General features: G+C 41.9%; 15 protein-coding genes, 21 tRNA genes and 3 rRNA genes. 27 read left to right on the top strand and 12 right to left on the bottom strand.

Annotation, left to right across the window (positions count from 1 at the left end; genetic code table 11):
• Positions 1 to 12: 12 nt before the first annotated feature.
• From OE105_RS09425 to OE105_RS09405, 5 genes are all read right to left on the bottom strand, one after another.
• Positions 13 to 753 (bottom strand): ABC transporter permease, encoded by a 741-nt coding sequence (locus OE105_RS09425; RefSeq protein ID WP_275419932.1) that lies wholly within the window; start codon positions 751 to 753, stop codon positions 13 to 15.
• The gene (locus OE105_RS09420) at positions 750 to 1,655 is read right to left on the bottom strand and encodes an ABC transporter ATP-binding protein (protein ID WP_275419931.1); all 906 of its coding nucleotides are present in this window, start codon (positions 1,653 to 1,655) and stop codon (positions 750 to 752) included. The genes OE105_RS09425 and OE105_RS09420 overlap by 4 nt, the downstream gene beginning before the upstream one ends.
• Before the next feature lie 301 nt (positions 1,656 to 1,956).
• Positions 1,957 to 2,673, bottom strand: coding sequence for a YwiC-like family protein (locus OE105_RS09415; protein WP_275419930.1), 717 nt, complete (start codon positions 2,671 to 2,673; stop codon positions 1,957 to 1,959).
• 146 nt (positions 2,674 to 2,819) lie between these two features.
• A complete protein-coding gene (locus OE105_RS09410) occupies positions 2,820 to 3,206 on the bottom strand; it encodes a hypothetical protein (RefSeq protein ID WP_275419929.1) in 387 nt (128 codons plus the stop codon).
• On the bottom strand, positions 3,203 to 3,406 hold the full coding sequence (locus OE105_RS09405; RefSeq protein ID WP_275419928.1) for a helix-turn-helix transcriptional regulator: 204 nt from the start codon (positions 3,404 to 3,406) through the stop codon (positions 3,203 to 3,205). The genes OE105_RS09410 and OE105_RS09405 overlap by 4 nt, the downstream gene beginning before the upstream one ends.
• 231 nt (positions 3,407 to 3,637) lie before the next feature.
• Here OE105_RS09405 and OE105_RS09400 point away from each other — a divergent pair, with 231 nt between their 5' ends.
• Positions 3,638 to 3,895 (top strand): holin, encoded by a 258-nt coding sequence (locus OE105_RS09400; RefSeq protein ID WP_275419927.1) that lies wholly within the window; start codon positions 3,638 to 3,640, stop codon positions 3,893 to 3,895.
• A gap of 210 nt (positions 3,896 to 4,105) precedes the next feature.
• A complete protein-coding gene (locus OE105_RS09395; protein ID WP_275419926.1) occupies positions 4,106 to 4,789 on the top strand; it encodes an N-acetylmuramoyl-L-alanine amidase in 684 nt (227 codons plus the stop codon).
• 148 nt (positions 4,790 to 4,937) lie between these two features.
• Here OE105_RS09395 and OE105_RS09390 read toward each other — a convergent pair whose 3' ends face one another.
• The gene (locus OE105_RS09390) at positions 4,938 to 5,639 is read right to left on the bottom strand and encodes an MgtC/SapB family protein (protein ID WP_275419925.1); all 702 of its coding nucleotides are present in this window, start codon (positions 5,637 to 5,639) and stop codon (positions 4,938 to 4,940) included.
• A 132-nt stretch (positions 5,640 to 5,771) separates the two neighbouring features.
• Here OE105_RS09390 and OE105_RS09385 point away from each other — a divergent pair, with 132 nt between their 5' ends.
• From OE105_RS09385 to OE105_RS09265, 25 genes are all read left to right on the top strand, one after another.
• Positions 5,772 to 6,686 carry a DMT family transporter gene (locus tag OE105_RS09385; protein WP_275419923.1) on the top strand — a complete coding sequence of 305 codons (915 nt, stop codon included), beginning with the start codon at positions 5,772 to 5,774 and terminating at the stop codon, positions 6,684 to 6,686.
• A gap of 409 nt (positions 6,687 to 7,095) precedes the next feature.
• Positions 7,096 to 8,646, top strand: a 16S ribosomal RNA gene (locus tag OE105_RS09380).
• Between the two features lie 154 nt (positions 8,647 to 8,800).
• Positions 8,801 to 11,729, top strand: a 23S ribosomal RNA gene (locus OE105_RS09375).
• A 121-nt stretch (positions 11,730 to 11,850) separates the two neighbouring features.
• A 5S ribosomal RNA gene (gene rrf / locus OE105_RS09370) occupies positions 11,851 to 11,965 on the top strand.
• The 16S, 23S and 5S rRNA genes sit together here with 21 tRNA genes alongside, the layout of an rRNA operon.
• Before the next feature lie 4 nt (positions 11,966 to 11,969).
• Positions 11,970 to 12,042: transfer RNA gene (locus OE105_RS09365), tRNA-Val, on the top strand.
• Between the two features lie 30 nt (positions 12,043 to 12,072).
• Positions 12,073 to 12,148: transfer RNA gene (locus tag OE105_RS09360), tRNA-Thr, on the top strand.
• A 38-nt stretch (positions 12,149 to 12,186) separates the two neighbouring features.
• Positions 12,187 to 12,262 (top strand) — tRNA-Lys (locus tag OE105_RS09355).
• 3 nt (positions 12,263 to 12,265) lie between these two features.
• Positions 12,266 to 12,347: transfer RNA gene (locus OE105_RS09350), tRNA-Leu, on the top strand.
• A gap of 6 nt (positions 12,348 to 12,353) precedes the next feature.
• Positions 12,354 to 12,425, top strand: a tRNA-Gly gene (locus OE105_RS09345).
• Positions 12,426 to 12,432: 7 nt separating this feature from the next.
• A tRNA-Leu gene (locus OE105_RS09340) sits at positions 12,433 to 12,518 on the top strand.
• A 6-nt stretch (positions 12,519 to 12,524) separates the two neighbouring features.
• A tRNA-Arg gene (locus tag OE105_RS09335) sits at positions 12,525 to 12,598 on the top strand.
• Between the two features lie 9 nt (positions 12,599 to 12,607).
• Positions 12,608 to 12,681 (top strand) — tRNA-Pro (locus OE105_RS09330).
• A 14-nt stretch (positions 12,682 to 12,695) separates the two neighbouring features.
• Positions 12,696 to 12,771: transfer RNA gene (locus tag OE105_RS09325), tRNA-Ala, on the top strand.
• A gap of 34 nt (positions 12,772 to 12,805) precedes the next feature.
• A tRNA-Met gene (locus OE105_RS09320) sits at positions 12,806 to 12,879 on the top strand.
• Between the two features lie 31 nt (positions 12,880 to 12,910).
• A tRNA-Ile gene (locus OE105_RS09315) sits at positions 12,911 to 12,987 on the top strand.
• A 5-nt stretch (positions 12,988 to 12,992) separates the two neighbouring features.
• A tRNA-Ser gene (locus OE105_RS09310) sits at positions 12,993 to 13,082 on the top strand.
• A gap of 224 nt (positions 13,083 to 13,306) precedes the next feature.
• Positions 13,307 to 13,380 (top strand) — tRNA-Met (locus OE105_RS09305).
• Positions 13,381 to 13,386: 6 nt separating this feature from the next.
• A tRNA-Asp gene (locus OE105_RS09300) sits at positions 13,387 to 13,463 on the top strand.
• Between the two features lie 29 nt (positions 13,464 to 13,492).
• Positions 13,493 to 13,568: transfer RNA gene (locus OE105_RS09295), tRNA-Phe, on the top strand.
• Between the two features lie 23 nt (positions 13,569 to 13,591).
• Positions 13,592 to 13,664 (top strand) — tRNA-His (locus tag OE105_RS09290).
• Positions 13,665 to 13,674: 10 nt separating this feature from the next.
• Positions 13,675 to 13,748: transfer RNA gene (locus OE105_RS09285), tRNA-Gly, on the top strand.
• Between the two features lie 12 nt (positions 13,749 to 13,760).
• Positions 13,761 to 13,834 (top strand) — tRNA-Ile (locus OE105_RS09280).
• A 22-nt stretch (positions 13,835 to 13,856) separates the two neighbouring features.
• Positions 13,857 to 13,931: transfer RNA gene (locus OE105_RS09275), tRNA-Asn, on the top strand.
• A gap of 2 nt (positions 13,932 to 13,933) precedes the next feature.
• Positions 13,934 to 14,022 (top strand) — tRNA-Ser (locus OE105_RS09270).
• 8 nt (positions 14,023 to 14,030) lie between these two features.
• Positions 14,031 to 14,102 (top strand) — tRNA-Glu (locus tag OE105_RS09265).
• A gap of 330 nt (positions 14,103 to 14,432) precedes the next feature.
• Here the strand turns inward: OE105_RS09265 and OE105_RS09260 are convergent.
• The 6 genes from OE105_RS09260 to OE105_RS09240 all read right to left on the bottom strand — a co-directional run bounded on the left by OE105_RS09260 (position 14,433) and on the right by OE105_RS09240 (position 19,439).
• On the bottom strand, positions 14,433 to 14,558 hold the full coding sequence (locus OE105_RS09260) for a hypothetical protein (RefSeq protein WP_275419922.1): 126 nt from the start codon (positions 14,556 to 14,558) through the stop codon (positions 14,433 to 14,435).
• Between the two features lie 13 nt (positions 14,559 to 14,571).
• On the bottom strand, positions 14,572 to 15,294 hold the full coding sequence (istB, locus tag OE105_RS09255; RefSeq protein WP_275416613.1) for an IS21-like element helper ATPase IstB: 723 nt from the start codon (positions 15,292 to 15,294) through the stop codon (positions 14,572 to 14,574).
• The gene (gene istA / locus OE105_RS09250) at positions 15,287 to 16,801 is read right to left on the bottom strand and encodes an IS21 family transposase (protein ID WP_275419921.1); all 1,515 of its coding nucleotides are present in this window, start codon (positions 16,799 to 16,801) and stop codon (positions 15,287 to 15,289) included. Before istA ends, istB begins: the two co-directional genes overlap by 8 nt.
• Before the next feature lie 135 nt (positions 16,802 to 16,936).
• Positions 16,937 to 17,071, bottom strand: coding sequence for a transposase (locus OE105_RS13945; protein WP_420842595.1), 135 nt, complete (start codon positions 17,069 to 17,071; stop codon positions 16,937 to 16,939).
• A 199-nt stretch (positions 17,072 to 17,270) separates the two neighbouring features.
• Positions 17,271 to 18,473 carry a hypothetical protein gene (locus OE105_RS09245; protein WP_275419920.1) on the bottom strand — a complete coding sequence of 401 codons (1,203 nt, stop codon included), beginning with the start codon at positions 18,471 to 18,473 and terminating at the stop codon, positions 17,271 to 17,273.
• A gap of 33 nt (positions 18,474 to 18,506) precedes the next feature.
• The gene (locus tag OE105_RS09240) at positions 18,507 to 19,439 is read right to left on the bottom strand and encodes a 1,4-dihydroxy-2-naphthoate polyprenyltransferase (RefSeq protein WP_275419919.1); all 933 of its coding nucleotides are present in this window, start codon (positions 19,437 to 19,439) and stop codon (positions 18,507 to 18,509) included.
• Positions 19,440 to 19,619 lie beyond the last annotated feature (180 nt).

Below are 19,619 nucleotides of genomic sequence, written 5' to 3'. Positions count from 1 at the left end.
ACAGCCCCATATTTATGAACGAGACGTTTGCATTTTTCTTCTATAAATAGATAGTAATATAAAAAGAATAAAGTAAACAAGCAAAATAACAAAATTATTCCATTTTGGAGGATTCCCACGGATGATTTCCCACGCACCATTCCCGTAATGGAAGGATGGAAGCCACTGACTAATTGTTTTGATTGAATCGGGTATCATCTCAATGGGCATCCACATCCCCCCGAGGAAGGCTAGTAACAAGTATAAAATATTACTAAAGGCAGTAGCAGCGCTAATATTCTTCATATTTCCGATAAATGTTCCGATCGCTAAAAAAGGAAATGATGCGATGATAATCCACAGGGCACTGAACAGCCATTGCTCGATAGATAGGGTCACATGATTAATGATGAATCCTGCCGTAAAAATTACTACAACGGAAAGTATGTGAATGATTGTTTGGGCAATCATTTTAGAGAAAAAATATACTCCATTAGAAAGGGGGGTGACGCGAAGGAAAATGGTCCATCCTTTATTATTTTCTTCAACCATCCGAATCCCTAAATTCATAATTGCTGAACCCATGACACTAAAAGTTGTCATCGACATTAAATAATGGGCTTGCCATAGATTTTGATCGGGTAAGTTATTCGTAAATATTTTCGTAAAGAACGTATAAAAAACGATCGGCATAAAAAGTGACCAAAATAGATAATAAGGATCCCGCAATATTCGAATGATTTCCATCTTACTTTGATTTTTGATCATATTCATTGCAAATGCTCCTTTTCAAGTAACATTAAATGTTTGAATGCATCGTCCAAACTTCCTTTTTCAATTTGAATGTTATGAACTGGGAGATTTTGTTCAAAAATTGTTCGCAAGATGTCATCTGTATTTTTTGATACAACATATATTCGTTCCGATTGAACATAAACATCGGTAACAGAAGGGAGTGTTTTAAGGAAATCAATTGGAATTTGCTCCTTTAACAAAAATGAAACGGCGTCGAAACGAATTCTGCTTTTTATTTCATTCGGTTTTCCATCAGCGATGACTTTTCCGTTTTGAAAAAGGATGATTCGGTCCGCAAATTCATCCGCTTCTTGTAAGTAATGGGTGGTGAAAAGAATTGTTTTCCCTTCCTTTTGCAAATCAGCAATTTTCTCCCAAAAAGATTCCCTCCCATGAATATCCATTCCAACGGTCGGTTCGTCTAGGACTAATAACTCCGGATTTCCCGCTAAAGAGAGGGCGAACCCGAGCCTTCGCTTTTGTCCTCCTGATAATTTACTAGCCATCGATTTCAATGTTTCTCTTCGGATTCCGGCTATTTCTACTAACCGTTCGAATGATAACGGGGAAGAATAATAACTTCGGATCAGTTCAATCAGTTCACGGACGGTTAAACGGTCGATCAAATCAATTTCTTGAAGCATTACACCAATTTTTTCTTTAACTTTTACTTGTGTCGATTGAGTGTTGAAAATCGTTGCACTACCTGAAGTCGGAGGGGTTAGCCCGAGGATCATTTTCATCGTTGTCGTTTTTCCTGCCCCATTCGGTCCGAGAATTGCGACGACTTCTCCTTTTTGAATCGTAAAGGAAACATGATGGACGACGGATTTCCCGCCATATGTTTTTGACAGATTTTGGACATTAACAACAGATTCCATACCATACACCTCCAAGTATCATTTATTTTAGATGTTTGGAAAACGGGAGGTAAGTAAGGATTGTCATTGGTTGGAGATGACATTTGTCATGAAAAGAAATCGTGATGATTTAACTGATTTTTGATTGATTTTTGTTTCTTAGTTTGAGGGATGTAAAAAATAGAAAAGGATCAATATCATTTTTTGAAAAATAAAAAAAGGGCGCATCCACTGTGGATTTTTTGCCCTTAAAGATTTGTTTATTTGAAAAAGGAGTTTCATTGTTTATACAGAACGTATAGAAGAGGATGAATAGGAAGATTTATATTTCAAACATTATTAGTATAAAAAAGAAGTAGATTGCATTTAAAATCTCGATCATACCGATCGTTTTCATCTTTGGTTTTTTTCCGTAAAGGACGATGGCACGGACGGCACTTGGCAAAAAGGCGACTGCGAAGGCATAATATTGAGAAAGAAGAAGTACGAACACTATCCCAACGTGATACAGCCAAGAGTAATATTTATAGCGAATATTGTGCTTTTCCCGGATCATCGTTTTCACATAGAGAATCGTTCCGAAGAAATAGAAAAAATGAAGGGAAAAAAGGAGGATCGCCGTTTCATCGATTGTATGGTCCCCATAGTAAAAGCTCGCTAGACCACCGATACCGAAATTGATAATCGCTATGACATCATTGAGAAACGCCCGTTCATTTTTCGTTTTTGTATAATATACATTGATACAAAATAGTGGAAGTAAGGATAAACCAAAATAAAATAAAGACGGTTCATTGAACAAAGGAACGGATACGAAAAGTAAGGCGAAAATGAGAAAAAGGATAAAGGATTTCAAATACAAATTCTGTTTTCGCAATTTTATCATTTGTAAAAATGAATATGTCGCTAAATAAAAGAATAGCCATGCGAAAAAGAGAAAAAGATGTCCCCACTTTGGATGACTAGCAAACATATTTAAAAGAAAAGGGATGATTAGCATCGCCCACGCACCGTGCTGCTTTGGGATGACGAGTTTCATTTATATATCACCTCAATCAAGTTATCATCCCCATTATACCGTTTTCATCGATATTGCGTGTGATTTTTTTCACTCGGTTTTCAATCGGAATGTGGGCGATCGCAATTCAATGCAACCAAGGGTTAAAAATAACTAAACCTACCTAATTAAAATTTTTTCGAATATATATATTCAATCGTGGGTAATGTAACCATAGCTAGCGTCATTAAAAGCAATAATACTATATTAGAATCTCCGTTTATTATTTTGTCAACTACCAATGCAATAAAAATCGCAATCAATAACACAAAGTAACCAATTTTTGCACTTTTTTCTGTAATTCGTTGTCCAAGTTCATCGTCTGGGAATATCCCATCCTTTTCTTCTCTACTTCCCCAAGTGATCATGGTAAAATAGGTTGAAACAAGTATACCGATTGTCGTGATTTCATTAAATCCAATCTCTTCCCCGATTACGATTTTGTAAATGGAAAAACCAAGAACGATGATTGTTGCAACCCCATATAGTAATCCAGCAATTTTTCTCGAGTTCATTTTCCTCTCTCCTTATACTTGAAAATTTCTTCAATCGAAAATCCCAATGTTTCTGAAATTTTAAAAGCAAGGGGAAGGCTCGGATCATACTTATTATTTTCAATGGCATTAATCGTTTGTCTGCTTACGTTGCACAATTCAGCCAATTTTCCTTGGGACAAATTTTTCCGTTCCCGTAGCTCTTTGATTCGATTTTCCATTTCGTTTCCTTTCCTTTTCCATTGTTTCGAAGGTGGTCTGTTTTACGTCTATTAACATGTAAAACATTCTTTACAATTTGATTGTATAATTCATTCGGTTCGTTGTCAAGTTCGTTTTACACACTGACTAGTTTTAATCTAATTTGATTGAACATTCTTTAAAAATAATTCATTTACCTCTAGCTTCTTTTTTTCCTAATTCGATAAAATAATAAAAAGGGAGGGGAGAACATGTTTGAACTTGCGTTTTTAATTTCGATTGTTACCGGATTGACCGAAGTCGTAAAGCGATTGGAGTGGGTGAAGAAGAAATATTTGCCCGCTGTATCACTGATTTTTGGGATGATTGCTAGTTTCACATATGTAAATGTAGAAACGATTCAGGAAAAGGTCATGTTCGGGTTGATTATCGGTTTATCCGCTTCAGGTTTATTTGATCAAACGAAGATGATTGTGAAAAAAGATGACATGCCAACAAACGGAAAGTAACGTAGTTTTGAAACTCCTCTAAATCATTCCACTAATCATGAATTCACCTGTTTTTCATCAGTCGATTCCTCAATACACTTCCCTTAGCCATTAATTGATCTCACATCTATATTTTCAAATAGAAAGGTATCCAATAATTCCGCGACCTGTCAAGTCCATTCACACATTCCAATTTTCCAAAGTGTCATACGATATAGGGAGGTGAATATCGTGGTAAAAATATTTATTGATCCAGGACATGGAGGGACTGACCCCGGTGCAGTTGGAAATGGATTATTAGAAAAAAATCTTAATTTAAAAATTGCAAGGAAAATATCACAAATGTTGGTAAATGAATATGAAGGTGTATCGGTACGAATGAGCCGAACGGGAGATCAAACCGTAAGTTTATCAGAACGGACGAACAACGCTAACAGTTGGAACGCCGATTTTTATCTTTCTATTCATATAAATGCAGGAGGAGGAACGGGCTTTGAAAGCTATGTCTACACGACCGTTCCAACACGGACGAAAAACCTTCAAAAGGTTATTCACGAAGAGGTATTAAAACAAGTTGATTTTCGAAATCGGGGAATGAAACAGGCCAACTTCCACGTTTTAAGGGAAACGAAAATGGATGCATTATTAACGGAAAACGGCTTTATCGATCGCTCGAAGGATGCAAATCTATTGAAAAATGATACATTTCTAGAAAAAATCGCCCGGGGTCATGTGAACGGTTTGGTAAAAGCTTTTCAATTAAAGAAAAAACAAACACCTCTACCACCATCTGATGGAGAAGCCCCCCAATGGTATAAGGTGCAAATCGGTGCATTTCGAATTAAGAAAAATGCTGAAGCATTGGCAGAAAGAGCTAAGAAGGCAGGATTTGATGTGTTTATTGTAAAGGAATAATTGAAATTAATAGATGAATAAAATGATTGGAACAGTTATAAACGTTTTCTATTTTTACAAATGCCCTGAAAAAGGGTTTTTTTTTTGAGAAATGGGATGGATTTGTTTTCCTATTCTTTCCTGATGGATTTTACATGTAATTGGTTAATCAATCCAATCTTTCCAAATCGACATGTTTGACCCCTCGGATTGTACATACGAGATAATAAAAATCGGTCGTTTTCATTTTATAGGGAATTCCAACCTTTAAATGGATGGCGTGGCTTCCGTCCTTTAAATCCCTAATTCGAAATTTGTAAATGGACACCTTTTTTTCATTCATTGTATCCAAAATGGTCTCCATTTCCTTTTTTTCTGTAACGACGATTTCTAAAGATATTTCTTTTTCCCTCAAAGGCTTCGGCCCGATGAAAGTCATAATAGTGGGAATCAGTTCGACACTGATAATAATAAGGATTACTCCTACGATTGCCTCCAAGTAAAAACCTGCTCCAACGGCGATACCAATCCCTGCTGCTCCCCAAATAATGGCCGCTGTCGTTAAATTGGAAATGGTATCATTCCCCCTGCGTAAAATGACACCAGCACCTAAAAAGCCAATTCCTGACACGATTTGTGCTGCTAAACGGAGTGGATCCATCGTAATCGATACTCCTGATTCGGATCCCGTCGCCTTATATGCGGATTCAATCGAGACGATCGTGAGTAAACAAGAAACGATTGAAATAACAAGGGTCGTTTTTAACCCGACCGGTTTTCTTTTCATCTCCCTTTCTAAGCCAATGATTAATCCTAAAGCGGTCGATAAGCTGAATTTTAATAATAAATCCATATCTAAATAAGCTAGCATTTTAATCCCCCCTTTTTACACATAAATATAATTCTTAAAAAAACAAATTGAATCCGATAAAATAAAAGAAGAAAGAACGTGTTCTAAATTTTTTCGTTTACTTTCATCATACAAAAATAAAGGAGTTTTTCTATGAATCCACCGAAAATAAATCCTTATATATTGGTAATCGTCGGCGTCCTATCTGTTTCCACATCGGCGATCTTCGTGAAATTACTGTCCGTTCCCTCTGGAGTCATTGCTTTTTACAGACTCTTTTTCTCTGTTCTTATTATTCTACCATTTTATCTTGCTAAACATTTGCCTGAAACGAAGAAGATCACGAGACGTGATTTGTTTTTTTCTTCTATTGCAGGGCTTTTTTTGGCTTTTCATTTTATTTTATGGTTTGAATCGCTAAATTACACATCCGTTGCTAGTTCAACGGTGTTAGTGACATTGCAACCCCTGTTTTCCTTTGTTGGTACATATATCTTTTATAAAGAACCGTTAACTCCTTTAACAGTTTTAAGTGGACTGATCGCTATTTTCGGAAGTGTTATCATCAGCTGGGGTGATTTTACAGTTAGCAATGAAGCGTTATACGGTGACTTTTTAGCATTGGTTGCATGTGGTTTAATTACAGGATATTTATTATTTGGCCAAACTGTACGAAAAAGAGTCTCACTCGTGACTTATACTTTTATCGTATATTCAATCAGCTCTTTCGTTTTGTTTTTATATGTACTATTCAACCGCTTCCCACTATTTTCTTACAATGGCGAACAATGGTTGTATTTTCTTCTGTTGGCGATTATTCCGACATTATTAGGCCATTCTTTATTCAATTGGGCGATCAAATGGATTAGTACAAATGTCGTCTCAATGATGATCTTATTAGAACCGATAGGAGCCACAATTTTAGCTTATTTTATTTTAGGTGAAAAAGTTCTTTTATCCCAATGGGTAGGGGGAATGATTGTATTGTTCGGATTAGGACTTTTTTCATACCGTGGATATAAAAGTGAAAAAAATAAAGGAATAAATGATAATCGCGAAACCCTTTAAAACTTATAATCAAACGATTTATTTAGACGAATCGAGAAAATATTATTGAAAACATTACAACTAGATGCTATATTATATTGCAGGTTCATTATTATTGATCATTTTATATTGAATGAAAAACTAAAAACATGAGAGAAAATACTTGAAATAACGCTATATAAATACGTTTAGAACGATTCTGTATCTCTTTATGTATAGGAACCAATCATTTTTTTAAAAAAACATTTATAAATTTTGTTGACAAAGCAAAAGCAACCTGATAATATAATATTCGTCGCAAGGATGAAAAACAAAAATCCTTGACAAAGATAAAACCTTTTGTTATAATAGAAAAGTCGCTTTTGTTAAAAAGTGGTTGAACCTTGAAAACTGAACAAGACGAAGCGTATAAATTTTGAGCAATCAAACTTTTTTGGAGAGTTTGATCCTGGCTCAGGACGAACGCTGGCGGCGTGCCTAATACATGCAAGTCGAGCGAACTTTTAAGGGGCTTGCCCTTTAAAAGTTAGCGGCGGACGGGTGAGTAACACGTGGGTAACCTGCCTAGAAGATCGGGATAACTCGTGGAAACGCGAGCTAATACCGGATAGGTTCTTCCTTCGCATGAAGGAAGAAGGAAAGTCGGTTTTGCCGACGCTTCTAGATGGGCCCGCGGCGCATTAGCTAGTTGGTGGGGTAAAAGCCTACCAAGGCGACGATGCGTAGCCGACCTGAGAGGGTGATCGGCCACACTGGGACTGAGACACGGCCCAGACTCCTACGGGAGGCAGCAGTAGGGAATCTTCCGCAATGGACGAAAGTCTGACGGAGCAACGCCGCGTGAGCGAAGAAGGTCTTCGGATCGTAAAGCTCTGTTGTCGGGGAAGAACAAGTACGGTAGGAAATGGCCGTACCTTGACGGTACCCGACGAGAAAGCCACGGCTAACTACGTGCCAGCAGCCGCGGTAATACGTAGGTGGCAAGCGTTGTCCGGAATTATTGGGCGTAAAGCGCGCGCAGGCGGTCCTTTAAGTCTGATGTGAAATCTTGCGGCTCAACCGCAAGCGGTCATTGGAAACTGGGGGACTTGAGTGCAGAAGAGGAAAGCGGAATTCCACGTGTAGCGGTGAAATGCGTAGAGATGTGGAGGAACACCAGTGGCGAAGGCGGCTTTCTGGTCTGTAACTGACGCTGAGGCGCGAAAGCGTGGGGAGCAAACAGGATTAGATACCCTGGTAGTCCACGCCGTAAACGATGAGTGCTAAGTGTTAGAGGGTTTCCGCCCTTTAGTGCTGTAGCTAACGCATTAAGCACTCCGCCTGGGGAGTACGGTCGCAAGACTGAAACTCAAAGGAATTGACGGGGGCCCGCACAAGCGGTGGAGCATGTGGTTTAATTCGAAGCAACGCGAAGAACCTTACCAGGTCTTGACATCTCCTGCCAACCCGAGAGATCGGGCGTTCCCTTCGGGGACAGGATGACAGGTGGTGCATGGTTGTCGTCAGCTCGTGTCGTGAGATGTTGGGTTAAGTCCCGCAACGAGCGCAACCCTTGAGATTAGTTGCCAGCATTCAGTTGGGCACTCTAATCTGACTGCCGGCTAAAAGTCGGAGGAAGGTGGGGATGACGTCAAATCATCATGCCCCTTATGACCTGGGCTACACACGTGCTACAATGGATGGTACAGAGGGCAGCGAAACCGCGAGGTGGAGCGAATCCCAAAAAGCCATTCTCAGTTCGGATTGCAGGCTGCAACTCGCCTGCATGAAGCCGGAATCGCTAGTAATCGCAGATCAGCATGCTGCGGTGAATACGTTCCCGGGCCTTGTACACACCGCCCGTCACACCACGAGAGTTTGCAACACCCGAAGTCGGTGGGGTAACCCGCAAGGGAGCCAGCCGCCGAAGGTGGGGCAGATGATTGGGGTGAAGTCGTAACAAGGTAGCCGTATCGGAAGGTGCGGCTGGATCACCTCCTTTCTAAGGATACTATATGAACGAATGACGCTTCGTCTTGTCAGTTTTGAGGGTTCAACCTTCCGGTTGGAAGGCTTAATGAACTCTTCGATGGATTTTGTTCCTTGAAAATTAGATAAACGTAAGGCAAAACAAAACCGAGTAACGCGTTCAAATTGGTTAAGTTAGAAAGGGCGCACGGTGGATGCCTTGGCACTAGGAGCCGATGAAGGACGGGACAAACACCGATATGCTTCGGGGAGCTGTAAGTAAGCGTCGATCCGGAGATTTCCGAATGGGGAAACCCACTGTTCGTAATCGAACAGTATCCTTATTCGAAAGAATAAGGAGGGCAGACCCGGGGAACTGAAACATCTAAGTACCCGGAGGAAGAGAAAGCAAATGCGATTCCCTGAGTAGCGGCGAGCGAAACGGGAACAGCCCAAACCAAGGGGCTTGCCCCTTGGGGTTGTAGGACACTCAATGTGGAGTTACAAAGGAACGGAGTAGACGAACCGGTCTGGAAAGGCCGGCCAGAGAAGGTAACAGCCCTGTAGTCGAAACTTCGTTCTCTCCCGAGTGGATCCTGAGTACGACGGGACACGGGAAATCCCGTCGGAAGCGGGGAGGACCATCTCCCAAGGCTAAATACTCCCTAGTGACCGATAGTGAACCAGTACCGTGAGGGAAAGGTGAAAAGCACCCCGGGAGGGGAGTGAAAGAGAACCTGAAACCGTGTGCCTACAAGTAGTCAGAGCACGATAATGTGTGATGGCGTGCCTTTTGTAGAATGAACCGGCGAGTTACGATCTCATGCGAGGTTAAGGGAAACCGGAGCCGTAGCGAAAGCGAGTCTGAATAGGGCGACAGAGTATGAGGTCGTAGACCCGAAACCAGGTGATCTACCCATGTCCAGGGTGAAGGTAAGGTAACACTTACTGGAGGCCCGAACCCACGTACGTTGAAAAGTGCGGGGATGAGGTGTGGGTAGGGGTGAAATGCCAATCGAACTTGGAGATAGCTGGTTCTCTCCGAAATAGCTTTCGGGCTAGCCTCAAGCGAAGAGTCTTGGAGGTAGAGCACTGTTTGGACTAGGGGCCCTCATCGGGTTACCGAATTCAGATAAACTCCGAATGCCAACGACTTATGCTTGGGAGTCAGACTACGAGTGCTAAGATCCGTAGTCGAGAGGGAAACAGCCCAGACCGCCAGTTAAGGTCCCAAAGTATACGTTAAGTGGAAAAGGATGTGGAGTTGCCGAGACAACCAGGATGTTGGCTTAGAAGCAGCCACCATTTAAAGAGTGCGTAATAGCTCACTGGTCGAGTGACTCTGCGCCGAAAATGTACCGGGGCTAAACGTATCACCGAAACTGCGGATGGACACTTACGTGTCCGTGGTAGGAGAGCGTTCTAAGGGCATCGAAGCCGGACCGGAAGGACCGGTGGAGCGCTTAGAAGTGAGAATGCCGGTATGAGTAGCGAAAGAAGGGTGAGAATCCCTTCCACCGAATGCCTAAGGTTTCCTGAGGAAGGCTCGTCCGCTCAGGGTTAGTCGGGACCTAAGCTGAGGCCGACAGGCGTAGGCGATGGACAACAGGTTGATATTCCTGTACCACCTAGGATCCGTTTGAGCAATGGAGGGACACAGGAGGATAGGGAAAGCGCGGTGATGGATATCCGCGTCCAAGCAGCAAGATGGAGGAAGAGGCAAATCCTTTTCCTCATACATCAAGCTGTGATGGGGAGGGAAATGAAGTACCGAAGTTCCCGATTTCACACTGTCGAGAAAAGCTTCTAGCGAGGATCCGGGTGCCCGTACCGCAAACCGACACAGGTAGGCGAGGAGAGAATCCTAAGGTGAGCGAGAGAACTCTCGTTAAGGAACTCGGCAAAATGACCCCGTAACTTCGGGAGAAGGGGTGCTTTTCGGGGTGCATAGCCCTGAAAAGCCGCAGTGAATAGGCCCAGGCGACTGTTTAGCAAAAACACAGGTCTCTGCAAAGCCGTAAGGCGAAGTATAGGGGCTGACGCCTGCCCGGTGCTGGAAGGTTAAAAGGAGAGGTTAGTGGCAACACGAAGCTTCGAATTGAAGCCCCAGTAAACGGCGGCCGTAACTATAACGGTCCTAAGGTAGCGAAATTCCTTGTCGGGTAAGTTCCGACCCGCACGAAAGGCGTAACGATCTGGGCACTGTCTCAACGAGAGACTCGGTGAAATTATAGTACCTGTGAAGATGCAGGTTACCCGCGACAGGACGGAAAGACCCCGTGGAGCTTTACTGTAGCCTGATATTGAATTTCGGTGCAGCTTGTACAGGATAGGTAGGAGCCGTGGAAGTGGGAGCGCCAGCTTCCATGGAGGCGTCGTTGGGATACTACCCTGGCTGTATTGAAATTCTAACCCGCGAAGTGGAATCGCTTCGGGAGACAGTGTCAGGTGGGCAGTTTGACTGGGGCGGTCGCCTCCTAAAAGGTAACGGAGGCGCCCAAAGGTTCCCTCAGAATGGTTGGAAATCATTCGCAGAGTGTAAAGGCATAAGGGAGCTTGACTGCGAGACGGACAGGTCGAGCAGGGACGAAAGTCGGGCTTAGTGATCCGGTGGTTCCGTATGGAAGGGCCATCGCTCAACGGATAAAAGCTACCCCGGGGATAACAGGCTTATCTCCCCCAAGAGTCCACATCGACGGGGAGGTTTGGCACCTCGATGTCGGCTCATCGCATCCTGGGGCTGTAGTCGGTCCCAAGGGTTGGGCTGTTCGCCCATTAAAGCGGTACGCGAGCTGGGTTCAGAACGTCGTGAGACAGTTCGGTCCCTATCCGTCGCGGGCGTAGGAAATTTGAGAGGAGCTGTCCCTAGTACGAGAGGACCGGGATGGACGCACCGCTGGTGTACCAGTTGTCCCGCCAGGGGCATCGCTGGGTAGCTATGTGCGGAAGGGATAAGTGCTGAAAGCATCTAAGCATGAAGCCCCCCTCAAGATGAGATTTCCCATATAGCTTCGGCTATAGTAAGAACCCTCGAAGATGACGAGGTTGATAGGTCCGAGGTGGAAGCACGGTGACGTGTGGAGCTGACGGATACTAATCGTTCGAGGACTTAACCAAATGAGCGCATACGGCTATTGCCTTACGTTATCTAATTTTGAGGGAATGAAAATTTCCTCTTGAAAAACAGCAAAAACTGTGTATAATAATACTTGTTGCTTCTTTTTAATTTGTCCATTGGTCTGGTAACGATGGCGAGAAGGTCACACCCGTTCCCATCCCGAACACGGAAGTTAAGCTTCTCAGCGCCGATGGTAGTTGGGGAGATCCCCTGCGAGAGTAGGACGTTGCCAGGCTAACGGAGGATTAGCTCAGCTGGGAGAGCACTTGCCTTACAAGCAAGGGGTCGGCGGTTCGATCCCGTCATCCTCCATTCATTTTTAATATAATAAAATCTATTCAGGCCGGTCTAGCTCAATTGGTAGAGCAACTGACTTGTAATCAGTAGGTTGGGGGTTCAAGTCCTCTGGCCGGCACCATTTGCTTTATTAAAATATTTATACACTAAATGGAAGATGAGCCATTAGCTCAGTCGGTAGAGCATCTGACTTTTAATCAGAGGGTCAGAGGTTCGAATCCTCTATGGCTCACCATCTGCGGGTGTGGCGGAATTGGCAGACGCACTAGACTTAGGATCTAGCGCCGTAAGGCGTGGGGGTTCGACTCCCTTCACCCGCATTAAACGCGGAAGTAGTTCAGTGGTAGAACATCACCTTGCCAAGGTGAGGGTCGCGGGTTCGAGTCCCGTCTTCCGCTCTTATATGCCGGGGTGGCGGAATTGGCAGACGCACAGGACTTAAAATCCTGCGATAGGTGACTATCGTACCGGTTCGACTCCGGTCCTCGGCATTATATGCGCCCGTAGCTCAATTGGATAGAGCGTCTGACTACGGATCAGAAGGTTATGGGTTCGACTCCTATCGGGCGCGCTGGAGTCGCGGGAAGTAGCTCAGCTTGGTAGAGCACATGGTTTGGGACCATGGGGTCGCAGGTTCGAATCCTGTCTTCCCGATTTACTTAATAGATGGGGCCTTAGCTCAGCTGGGAGAGCGCCTGCTTTGCACGCAGGAGGTCAGCGGTTCGATCCCGCTAGGCTCCACCATTTTACAAAATTTCATTAAATTAATATTTATTATGGCGGCGTAGCTCAGCTGGCTAGAGCGTACGGTTCATACCCGTGAGGTCGGGGGTTCGATCCCCTCCGCCGCTATCATTTATATCAACTCTAATCCGGATTAGTTGGACCTTTAGCTCAGCTGGTTAGAGCAGACGGCTCATAACCGTCCGGTCGTAGGTTCGAGTCCTACAAGGTCCACCATTTATGGAGGAGTACCCAAGTCTGGCTGAAGGGGTCGGTCTTGAAAACCGAGAGGCGGGTCAAACCGCGCGGGGGTTCGAATCCCTCCTCCTCCGCTTCTAAGTTGATTTAATGAAATATGAACTTATGCTAATCAGAATACTTAGATTATACCAAAATAAAGTGTTTATATAATCATCGCGGGGTGGAGCAACGAGCGAAGCCTCTTCGAAAAAGCAACGAGTTGTACCGATTTCGCAAGCATCGGTGAATAAGCATTCCGAAATCGGGACAGTTGGAATACTCGGAGCATACCAAAATAAAGTGTTTATATAATCGTCGCGGGGTGGAGCAGTCCGGTAGCTCGTCGGGCTCATAACCCGAAGGTCGTAGGTTCAAATCCTACCCCCGCAATAATAAGGTCCGGTAGTTCAGTTGGTTAGAATGCCTGCCTGTCACGCAGGAGGTCGCGGGTTCGAGTCCCGTCCGGACCGCCATTTAAAAGATGATAGTAAATATTTTATTAGGCTCGGTAGCTCAGTCGGTAGAGCAAAGGACTGAAAATCCTTGTGTCGGCGGTTCGATTCCGTCCCGAGCCACCACTAAAGCCAAAATTTAAATAATGGCGGCTATGGCGAAGTGGTTAACGCATCGGATTGTGGCTCCGACATTCGTGGGTTCGATTCCCACTAGTCGCCCATAATATGTGCGGGTGTAGTTTAGTGGTAAAACCACAGCCTTCCAAGCTGTTGTCGTGGGTTCGATTCCCATCACCCGCTCCATATAAAATATATGGGCCTGTAGCTCAGCTGGTTAGAGCGCACGCCTGATAAGCGTGAGGTCGATGGTTCAAGTCCATTCAGGCCCATTGGTTTTGTGAATACATATATTCCGCAGTAGCTCAGTGGTAGAGCTATCGGCTGTTAACCGATCGGTCGCAGGTTCGAATCCTGCCTGCGGAGCCATTGGAGAAGTACTCAAGTGGCTGAAGAGGACGGTTTGCTAAACCGTTAGGTCGGTCTTACCGGCGCGCGGGTTCGAATCCCGCCTTCTCCGCTTCCCATGGCCCGTTGGTCAAGTGGTTAAGACACCGCCCTTTCACGGCGGTAACACGGGTTCGAATCCCGTACGGGTCATTTCCCAAAAACAGGTTTAAATCAACAAAGGATTTAAACCTGTTTTTTTTTGGCTCTATAATAAGGTTCTTTGTCAAATGGTGTTGGTGGATAATTTAGTGACTTTTCATAGTAAAATGTAATCGCAAAGGGGTAGTCCATTCTTCCAAAATAGGTTTTGAAGTTATTTGTTCCATTGGCGGACGCGCATCCAGTGGCACGGCCCCGCCTCCTCGTCACAACGTTTCCGCGGGGTCTCGAGGCTCGTGCTTTTCCCGCAGGAGTCGCCGCCAATGGAACTTCAATCATTTTCTATTTTGGACTCAGTGGACACCTTTTTTTTTATGGTTACTAAATTATGGGTAATAAGAATACGGTTTTTAAAATGATAAAAGCACCGATATCCAAAAGCAATCCGTTTAATCGTGTATTTGGCAAGAGAAAAATGTATAAAATGGCAAGCCTTTTTGTAGCCACCTGCAAACCCACTTTAGTATCGATTAGACACTGATTCTCTTAAACGATGACTCTCACCTTTAAATAAGATTAAACGGGAATGGTGAATGAGCCGATCTACTACTGCTTCCGTTAAAATCGGATCACCAAAAATATGATTCCATTGTCCAAACTGAAGATTGGTGGTAACGATGATGCTTTTTTGTTCATAACACAGGCTGATTACTTGAAAAAGTAATTCTGCTCCTTGCTTGTGTAAGGGAATATATCCTAATTCATCTAAAATCAGTAAATCGAGCTTTTCAATCTGCTTAAAAAACTTATTTAATAATCCTTTCTCATTGGCCTCTAAAAGTTGATTGACCAAAGAGGCAACAGTATAAAACTTCACTCTCATTCCATACTTGCGTATGACATTTAATCCGATCAAAGTAGATAGATAAGTCTTACCAACACCTACTCCTCCGTAGAAAATAAGATTTTCTTTTCTCTCGATAAATTTACCATCGAGAAGATCTGTTTGGGTGATTCCTTGCCCGAGTTCAATATCTTTCCAATCAAACGTTTTGCCATACTTGTTTGGCAATGTTGCCGATTTTAGTAATAAATTGATTTTCCGTTTTTCACGCTGGGCAATCTCTTGTTCGAAGAGTTTTAATAAATATTCTTCATGATTTCTGGCGTTAACTTCATGGTAATGTTCACGAATCCAACTCAGTTTCAATCTTTTGGCATATTGTTGAATGAGATCATTCATATTCGCCACCCCTTTCTGAGAACATGGCGGTATCATATTGGCTCATGCCTCTTACAACATTTGGCAGTTCCGGAACCGAATGGATCATCTGTAATGTAAAACGATCGCCTTGTCCAGAAATCAATTGAATATAGGCATGTTTGATCGTTTCTATTGAAGGGTGGCCAGAAGCCATTGCCAAATCTAATGCCTCGCTTGCTTTATGAAAATCATAGTCTTTGAGAATCGCTGAAAGGAGTTGTAATGCTTTCTTTTTCTCTTCCAATGTGCATGTTTCCAAATAATTTTGCCAATTGTGCGGAAGCTGCTCATAAAATGTACTATATTTCAAGGCCGTCGGTCTTTTAGCCATTAAAGCCAAATACGGCTGCCATTTCATGGACTTCATTTTTTCCCCATATATTCTTTCATGTCGAACAATGATTTCACCATTTTCATCGATGATATCGACCCGATTATATGTAATCCCGACCAATACGGTTTGACTAGCGAATCGGGGAGATGTTGAATATTTCTTGGCGTCGATCTGTATAAAACCATATTTATCTGCTTTTACTGTTTCATATCGAGTACATGTGTATTCTTTTGCAGGAAGACATAGGAAAGCAGCTCTTTCTTCTTCATGTAATTTTGCAATTTCTATCTTTTTTTCATAATGTTGTCGTTGATGATCCCTTTCACATTCTTCCCATAGCTGTCGATTAAAATCCTCAAGATTATATATAGTCCGTTCCGGAAGGAACATATTGTTCCTAATATACTTGACTTTTGATTCGACATGACCTTTCTCATTTCCGGAGTCAGGGTTACAAAACTCGTAAGCAAATCCGTAATGAAGGGCAAATTGTTGAAAACCTTCCGTTAAAATCCGTTTGCCATGTGGAAGTATTTTCTTTACTGCTGGTGTTAAGTTATCAAAACGGATTCTACATGGAACACCCCCAATATGATGGAAGAAACGCTTCAATCCTTCCAAAAAACATTCTTGGTTTTGAGATTCAAACACTTGCACATATGCAGCATTACTAGATGGAAAGGACATGACCAAAAAGGGGAGATCCACCACTTTTCCCATATATTTAAACGGAGCTTCCCCAAAATCAACTTGAGCGTCTCCTGGCTTCGCCTCAAGTGGTAATGCAGCCTCATTGCTTTCCTCAAGTAATTCCTTCTTGCGTTTTGCCACATATGCGCGTACAGTCCGATCAGAACCTTTAAAATTTTCGTTTTCTACCAACAGTTGCCAAATACGCTTGGCAGTTCGTCGATATTTCTTTTTCTTTTTTAAATCCTCTCTCAACCATTGATCCACAATGTCTTTTACAGGATCCATAACTGGAGCCGGTTGTGATTTTTTTATCTTTTTATTTGGCTGAAATTCTTCCATGTCAGCGTATTTTTTTACTGTTCGGTAATCTACATTGGTTCGCCTTGCGACATCAGAATAACTGCACCCTTTTCTATTTACTTCTTGTCTGATATACTGTATATCGGTCACTTGTAACATCTCCTTATCTTACCTCCTGTTTTACTAGTTCATCCAACAGGAAGTGTAATGAATTTAAGGGATGTTCGCAAGTGGCTATTTTTTTGTCTCCCTTCAAGGAGAACCTACATAAAAGGAGTGCCAAAACCTACATTTTTATAATGCCATAAACAGTTTAATCGTCTTAATCTTATTATTAATCCCTTCCAAAACCCCGTTGTTGTATTTATATTTAAACGTGTTTTCTATATAAGATATGTATTTCTTCATTGTGCTGATGGCGGTATTCATATATTTGGAGACCTGGTTTTGTTTCTTTGACAATACCTTCTTTAAGAGCTTAAAGTTCTTAGTTCTTAAACATAGTTATTGAATCGGTTCTAACGATTATACCGGGGAATGTTTAGAATATGCTTCCATTTACAGGACTAAAAAAGGGATAGAATCAAATATTTCTTGAATCTATCCCGAAGATTTGAACGCTTTTTAGTTATGGCGCATCTGGATGAAAAATTAACATACCGTCTTTTTCTTCCAAAGTTCCTTTTATTCGATGGGAGTATAGATGTAAAAATCCGTTTTGGATTTTAGGTTTTTCTTCTAGCATTATTTGTACTTCATTGCAGCTCCAAGGATTTTCTTGAAAATGGGTTACAACAGGTTTTTGAAAGAGAACAGTAGTTTCTTTGATTTTTATTTTGACAAAGTTTTTATGTAATAATCGTTGATCGAGACTGACAATATTCATCGGATCTAATTTAGAGATTTTCATCGAAGCACGGATTGTTAATTGAAAACCGGATTGGTTGTAAAAGGAACGAAATTCTTCTGTTTTCTTATTCCGTATATTTGATGCAATTTGTTTCGTTTCTTTATTCACGGAAATGTGGATAATAGATATTGGATGATTATTTGTCTTCTGTTTGAAAAAATCATAAAGGCTCAAATCGGCGTCCATAAAATCCTTATGCCAGTTTATTTCCAGTTGATCTAAAAGTAGGCATAAAAACAATCCAGAGCTATAGCAACTTTTTCGTATATTTATGGACGATTCAATTCCATCTAATAAATCAGCCCCGAATTCTTCAGCGACTTTTTTTAATGGAAGCCCACATCGATCCCCATATGCCTTTGCTTCTACATATCTCGCAGGACCTTCTATAGTTTCAATCAAGTTTTCGTAATGAAGATGGTTGTTCATCAATTGTTTTCTTCGTTCTCTTTTGGATATGAAATCCCTAATATGTCTTAATTTTTGTTTTCTCGATCGCTCCATTAAAGCATGGAATAAATGCATTCTTTCCTCATTACGCAATTGGATGTTTTCCAACGAAATCGGATAGGTGGCCCCTAGCAGTTCATCAGGAAATCGTTTTTCTCCTTGTACATATTGGAATCCATGGAATAACTCATGGATGAGAATGGCATAAAGTTGATCAACGTCTTGATATCGGTCGATCGATACGATTGCGGTTGGCTGACCATCAAAAAGTATAAGCGTGTCTGCTTTAAAATCATCGGTTCTTTTTATTCTTCGAAAAAGGTTCCCGCGATGTTTGTAATGGGGATGGTTCATGATATAAACATTTCGATCGTTATAAATTGCATAAGGACCCGGATGAAAACCAGGCCAATACGTATTTAAACGTTCTGGATGGATGGAAGCTATCATTTGATTTATGTCTTCATTCATAGATATTCCCTCATTTGGATCTCAATTATTATTTTAAAAGTAGTAGGAGAAAATAAAGCCGATGGAGAGCAATAGCCCGAAAAATGTATTCGTTTGGGCGGTAGCCTTCATTGCGGGCATCATCTCAGCAGGAATCGTTTTCCCAATAAACCCTTTCACCGCAGTTATAGGCTTAGGTATGCTTAATAAAACAAGCAGTAACCATGGGGTGAATCCTTGGAAAATAATGAGAAAGATAATCCATAAATAAGAGATGGCGAACAAAAAGGCTAATATATTTATGGCCCTTTTCCTTCCTACTAAAATAGCAAGGGTTTTTCTTCCGCTTTTTTTGTCTCCATCCAAATCCCGAATATTATTAGACAAATTAATGGCACCGATTAAAATCGTAACGGGAATAGAGACGAGAATACTAGATGTAGTAATTGTTCCTGCCTGGATAAAATAAGAAATCAAAATAATATTAATTCCCATAAATAGTCCAGACATTAGTTCTCCAAAGGGAGTGTAAGCGATCGGCATGGGTCCACCGGTATATAAATAGCCAACAAGAATGGAGATCGTACCGATTAAAGCAATCCACCAACTGCTAGAAGCACAGATGTAAATTCCAAGTAATACCGAAATCCCCACAAATGTCCAAGCTAAATTTTTCACGACTTTCGGATGAACCCCGTCTCTTACAATGGTTCCTCCAATTCCTACCGACTCTTCCGTATCAAGTCCTTTTTTGAAATCGTAATATTCGTTAAACATATTCGTTGCTGCTTGAATTAAAAGACTGGCCACTAACATAGCAAAAAATAGTAGGAAATGGATATCGGTAATTTCCAAAGCCATAACGGTACCGAGGGTGACAGGTACAAAGGATGCTGTTAAAGTGTGAGGTCTTGTCATTTTCCACCAAACACGCCAGTCTTTTTTTCTTTTTTGTATAATTTCTTTCCGTTCTGCTTGGAAATGCATACAAGTCTCTCCTCATGTTTTTTTAATCTACGCTCTTTATTTTAAGTTTATGAAAGGAAAGAAAGGGTGTCAAATTTTTCATAAATGACTGACCGCCAGTGTTAAAAATTGGTTTATTTCATTCGATTATAAATCTATATAAGCTCGTATTAATTTGGTCTAAATTGGAAGGAACATGAA

It is taken from the genome of Fervidibacillus halotolerans (assembly GCF_026547205.1).
GTDB classification, from domain to species: Bacteria; Bacillota; Bacilli; order Bacillales; family Caldibacillaceae; genus Fervidibacillus; species Fervidibacillus halotolerans.
Note: the sequence above shows the minus strand (reverse complement) of the source record. Positions and strands in the feature narration are given on the sequence as shown.

Excerpts from the sequence above, each read along its gene's own strand:
- OE105_RS09420 (WP_275419931.1), bottom strand. The coding sequence starts at position 1,655 with ATGGAATCTGTTGTTAATGTCCAAAATCTGTCAAAAACATATGGCGGG.
- OE105_RS09385 (WP_275419923.1), top strand. The coding sequence starts at position 5,772 with ATGAATCCACCGAAAATAAATCCTTATATATTGGTAATCGTCGGCGTC.
- OE105_RS09245 (WP_275419920.1), bottom strand. The coding sequence starts at position 18,473 with ATGAATGAAGACATAAATCAAATGATAGCTTCCATCCATCCAGAACGT.
- istB (WP_275416613.1), bottom strand. The coding sequence starts at position 15,294 with ATGAATGATCTCATTCAACAATATGCCAAAAGATTGAAACTGAGTTGG.
- OE105_RS09425 (WP_275419932.1), bottom strand. The coding sequence starts at position 753 with ATGAATATGATCAAAAATCAAAGTAAGATGGAAATCATTCGAATATTG.
- OE105_RS09405 (WP_275419928.1), bottom strand. The coding sequence starts at position 3,406 with ATGGAAAATCGAATCAAAGAGCTACGGGAACGGAAAAATTTGTCCCAA.
- istA (WP_275419921.1), bottom strand. The coding sequence starts at position 16,801 with ATGTTACAAGTGACCGATATACAGTATATCAGACAAGAAGTAAATAGA.
- OE105_RS09410 (WP_275419929.1), bottom strand. The coding sequence starts at position 3,206 with ATGAACTCGAGAAAAATTGCTGGATTACTATATGGGGTTGCAACAATC.
- OE105_RS09390 (WP_275419925.1), bottom strand. The coding sequence starts at position 5,639 with ATGCTAGCTTATTTAGATATGGATTTATTATTAAAATTCAGCTTATCG.
- OE105_RS13945 (WP_420842595.1), bottom strand. The coding sequence starts at position 17,071 with ATGAATACCGCCATCAGCACAATGAAGAAATACATATCTTATATAGAA.
- OE105_RS09415 (WP_275419930.1), bottom strand. The coding sequence starts at position 2,673 with ATGAAACTCGTCATCCCAAAGCAGCACGGTGCGTGGGCGATGCTAATC.
- OE105_RS09240 (WP_275419919.1), bottom strand. The coding sequence starts at position 19,439 with ATGCATTTCCAAGCAGAACGGAAAGAAATTATACAAAAAAGAAAAAAA.
- OE105_RS09400 (WP_275419927.1), top strand. The coding sequence starts at position 3,638 with ATGTTTGAACTTGCGTTTTTAATTTCGATTGTTACCGGATTGACCGAA.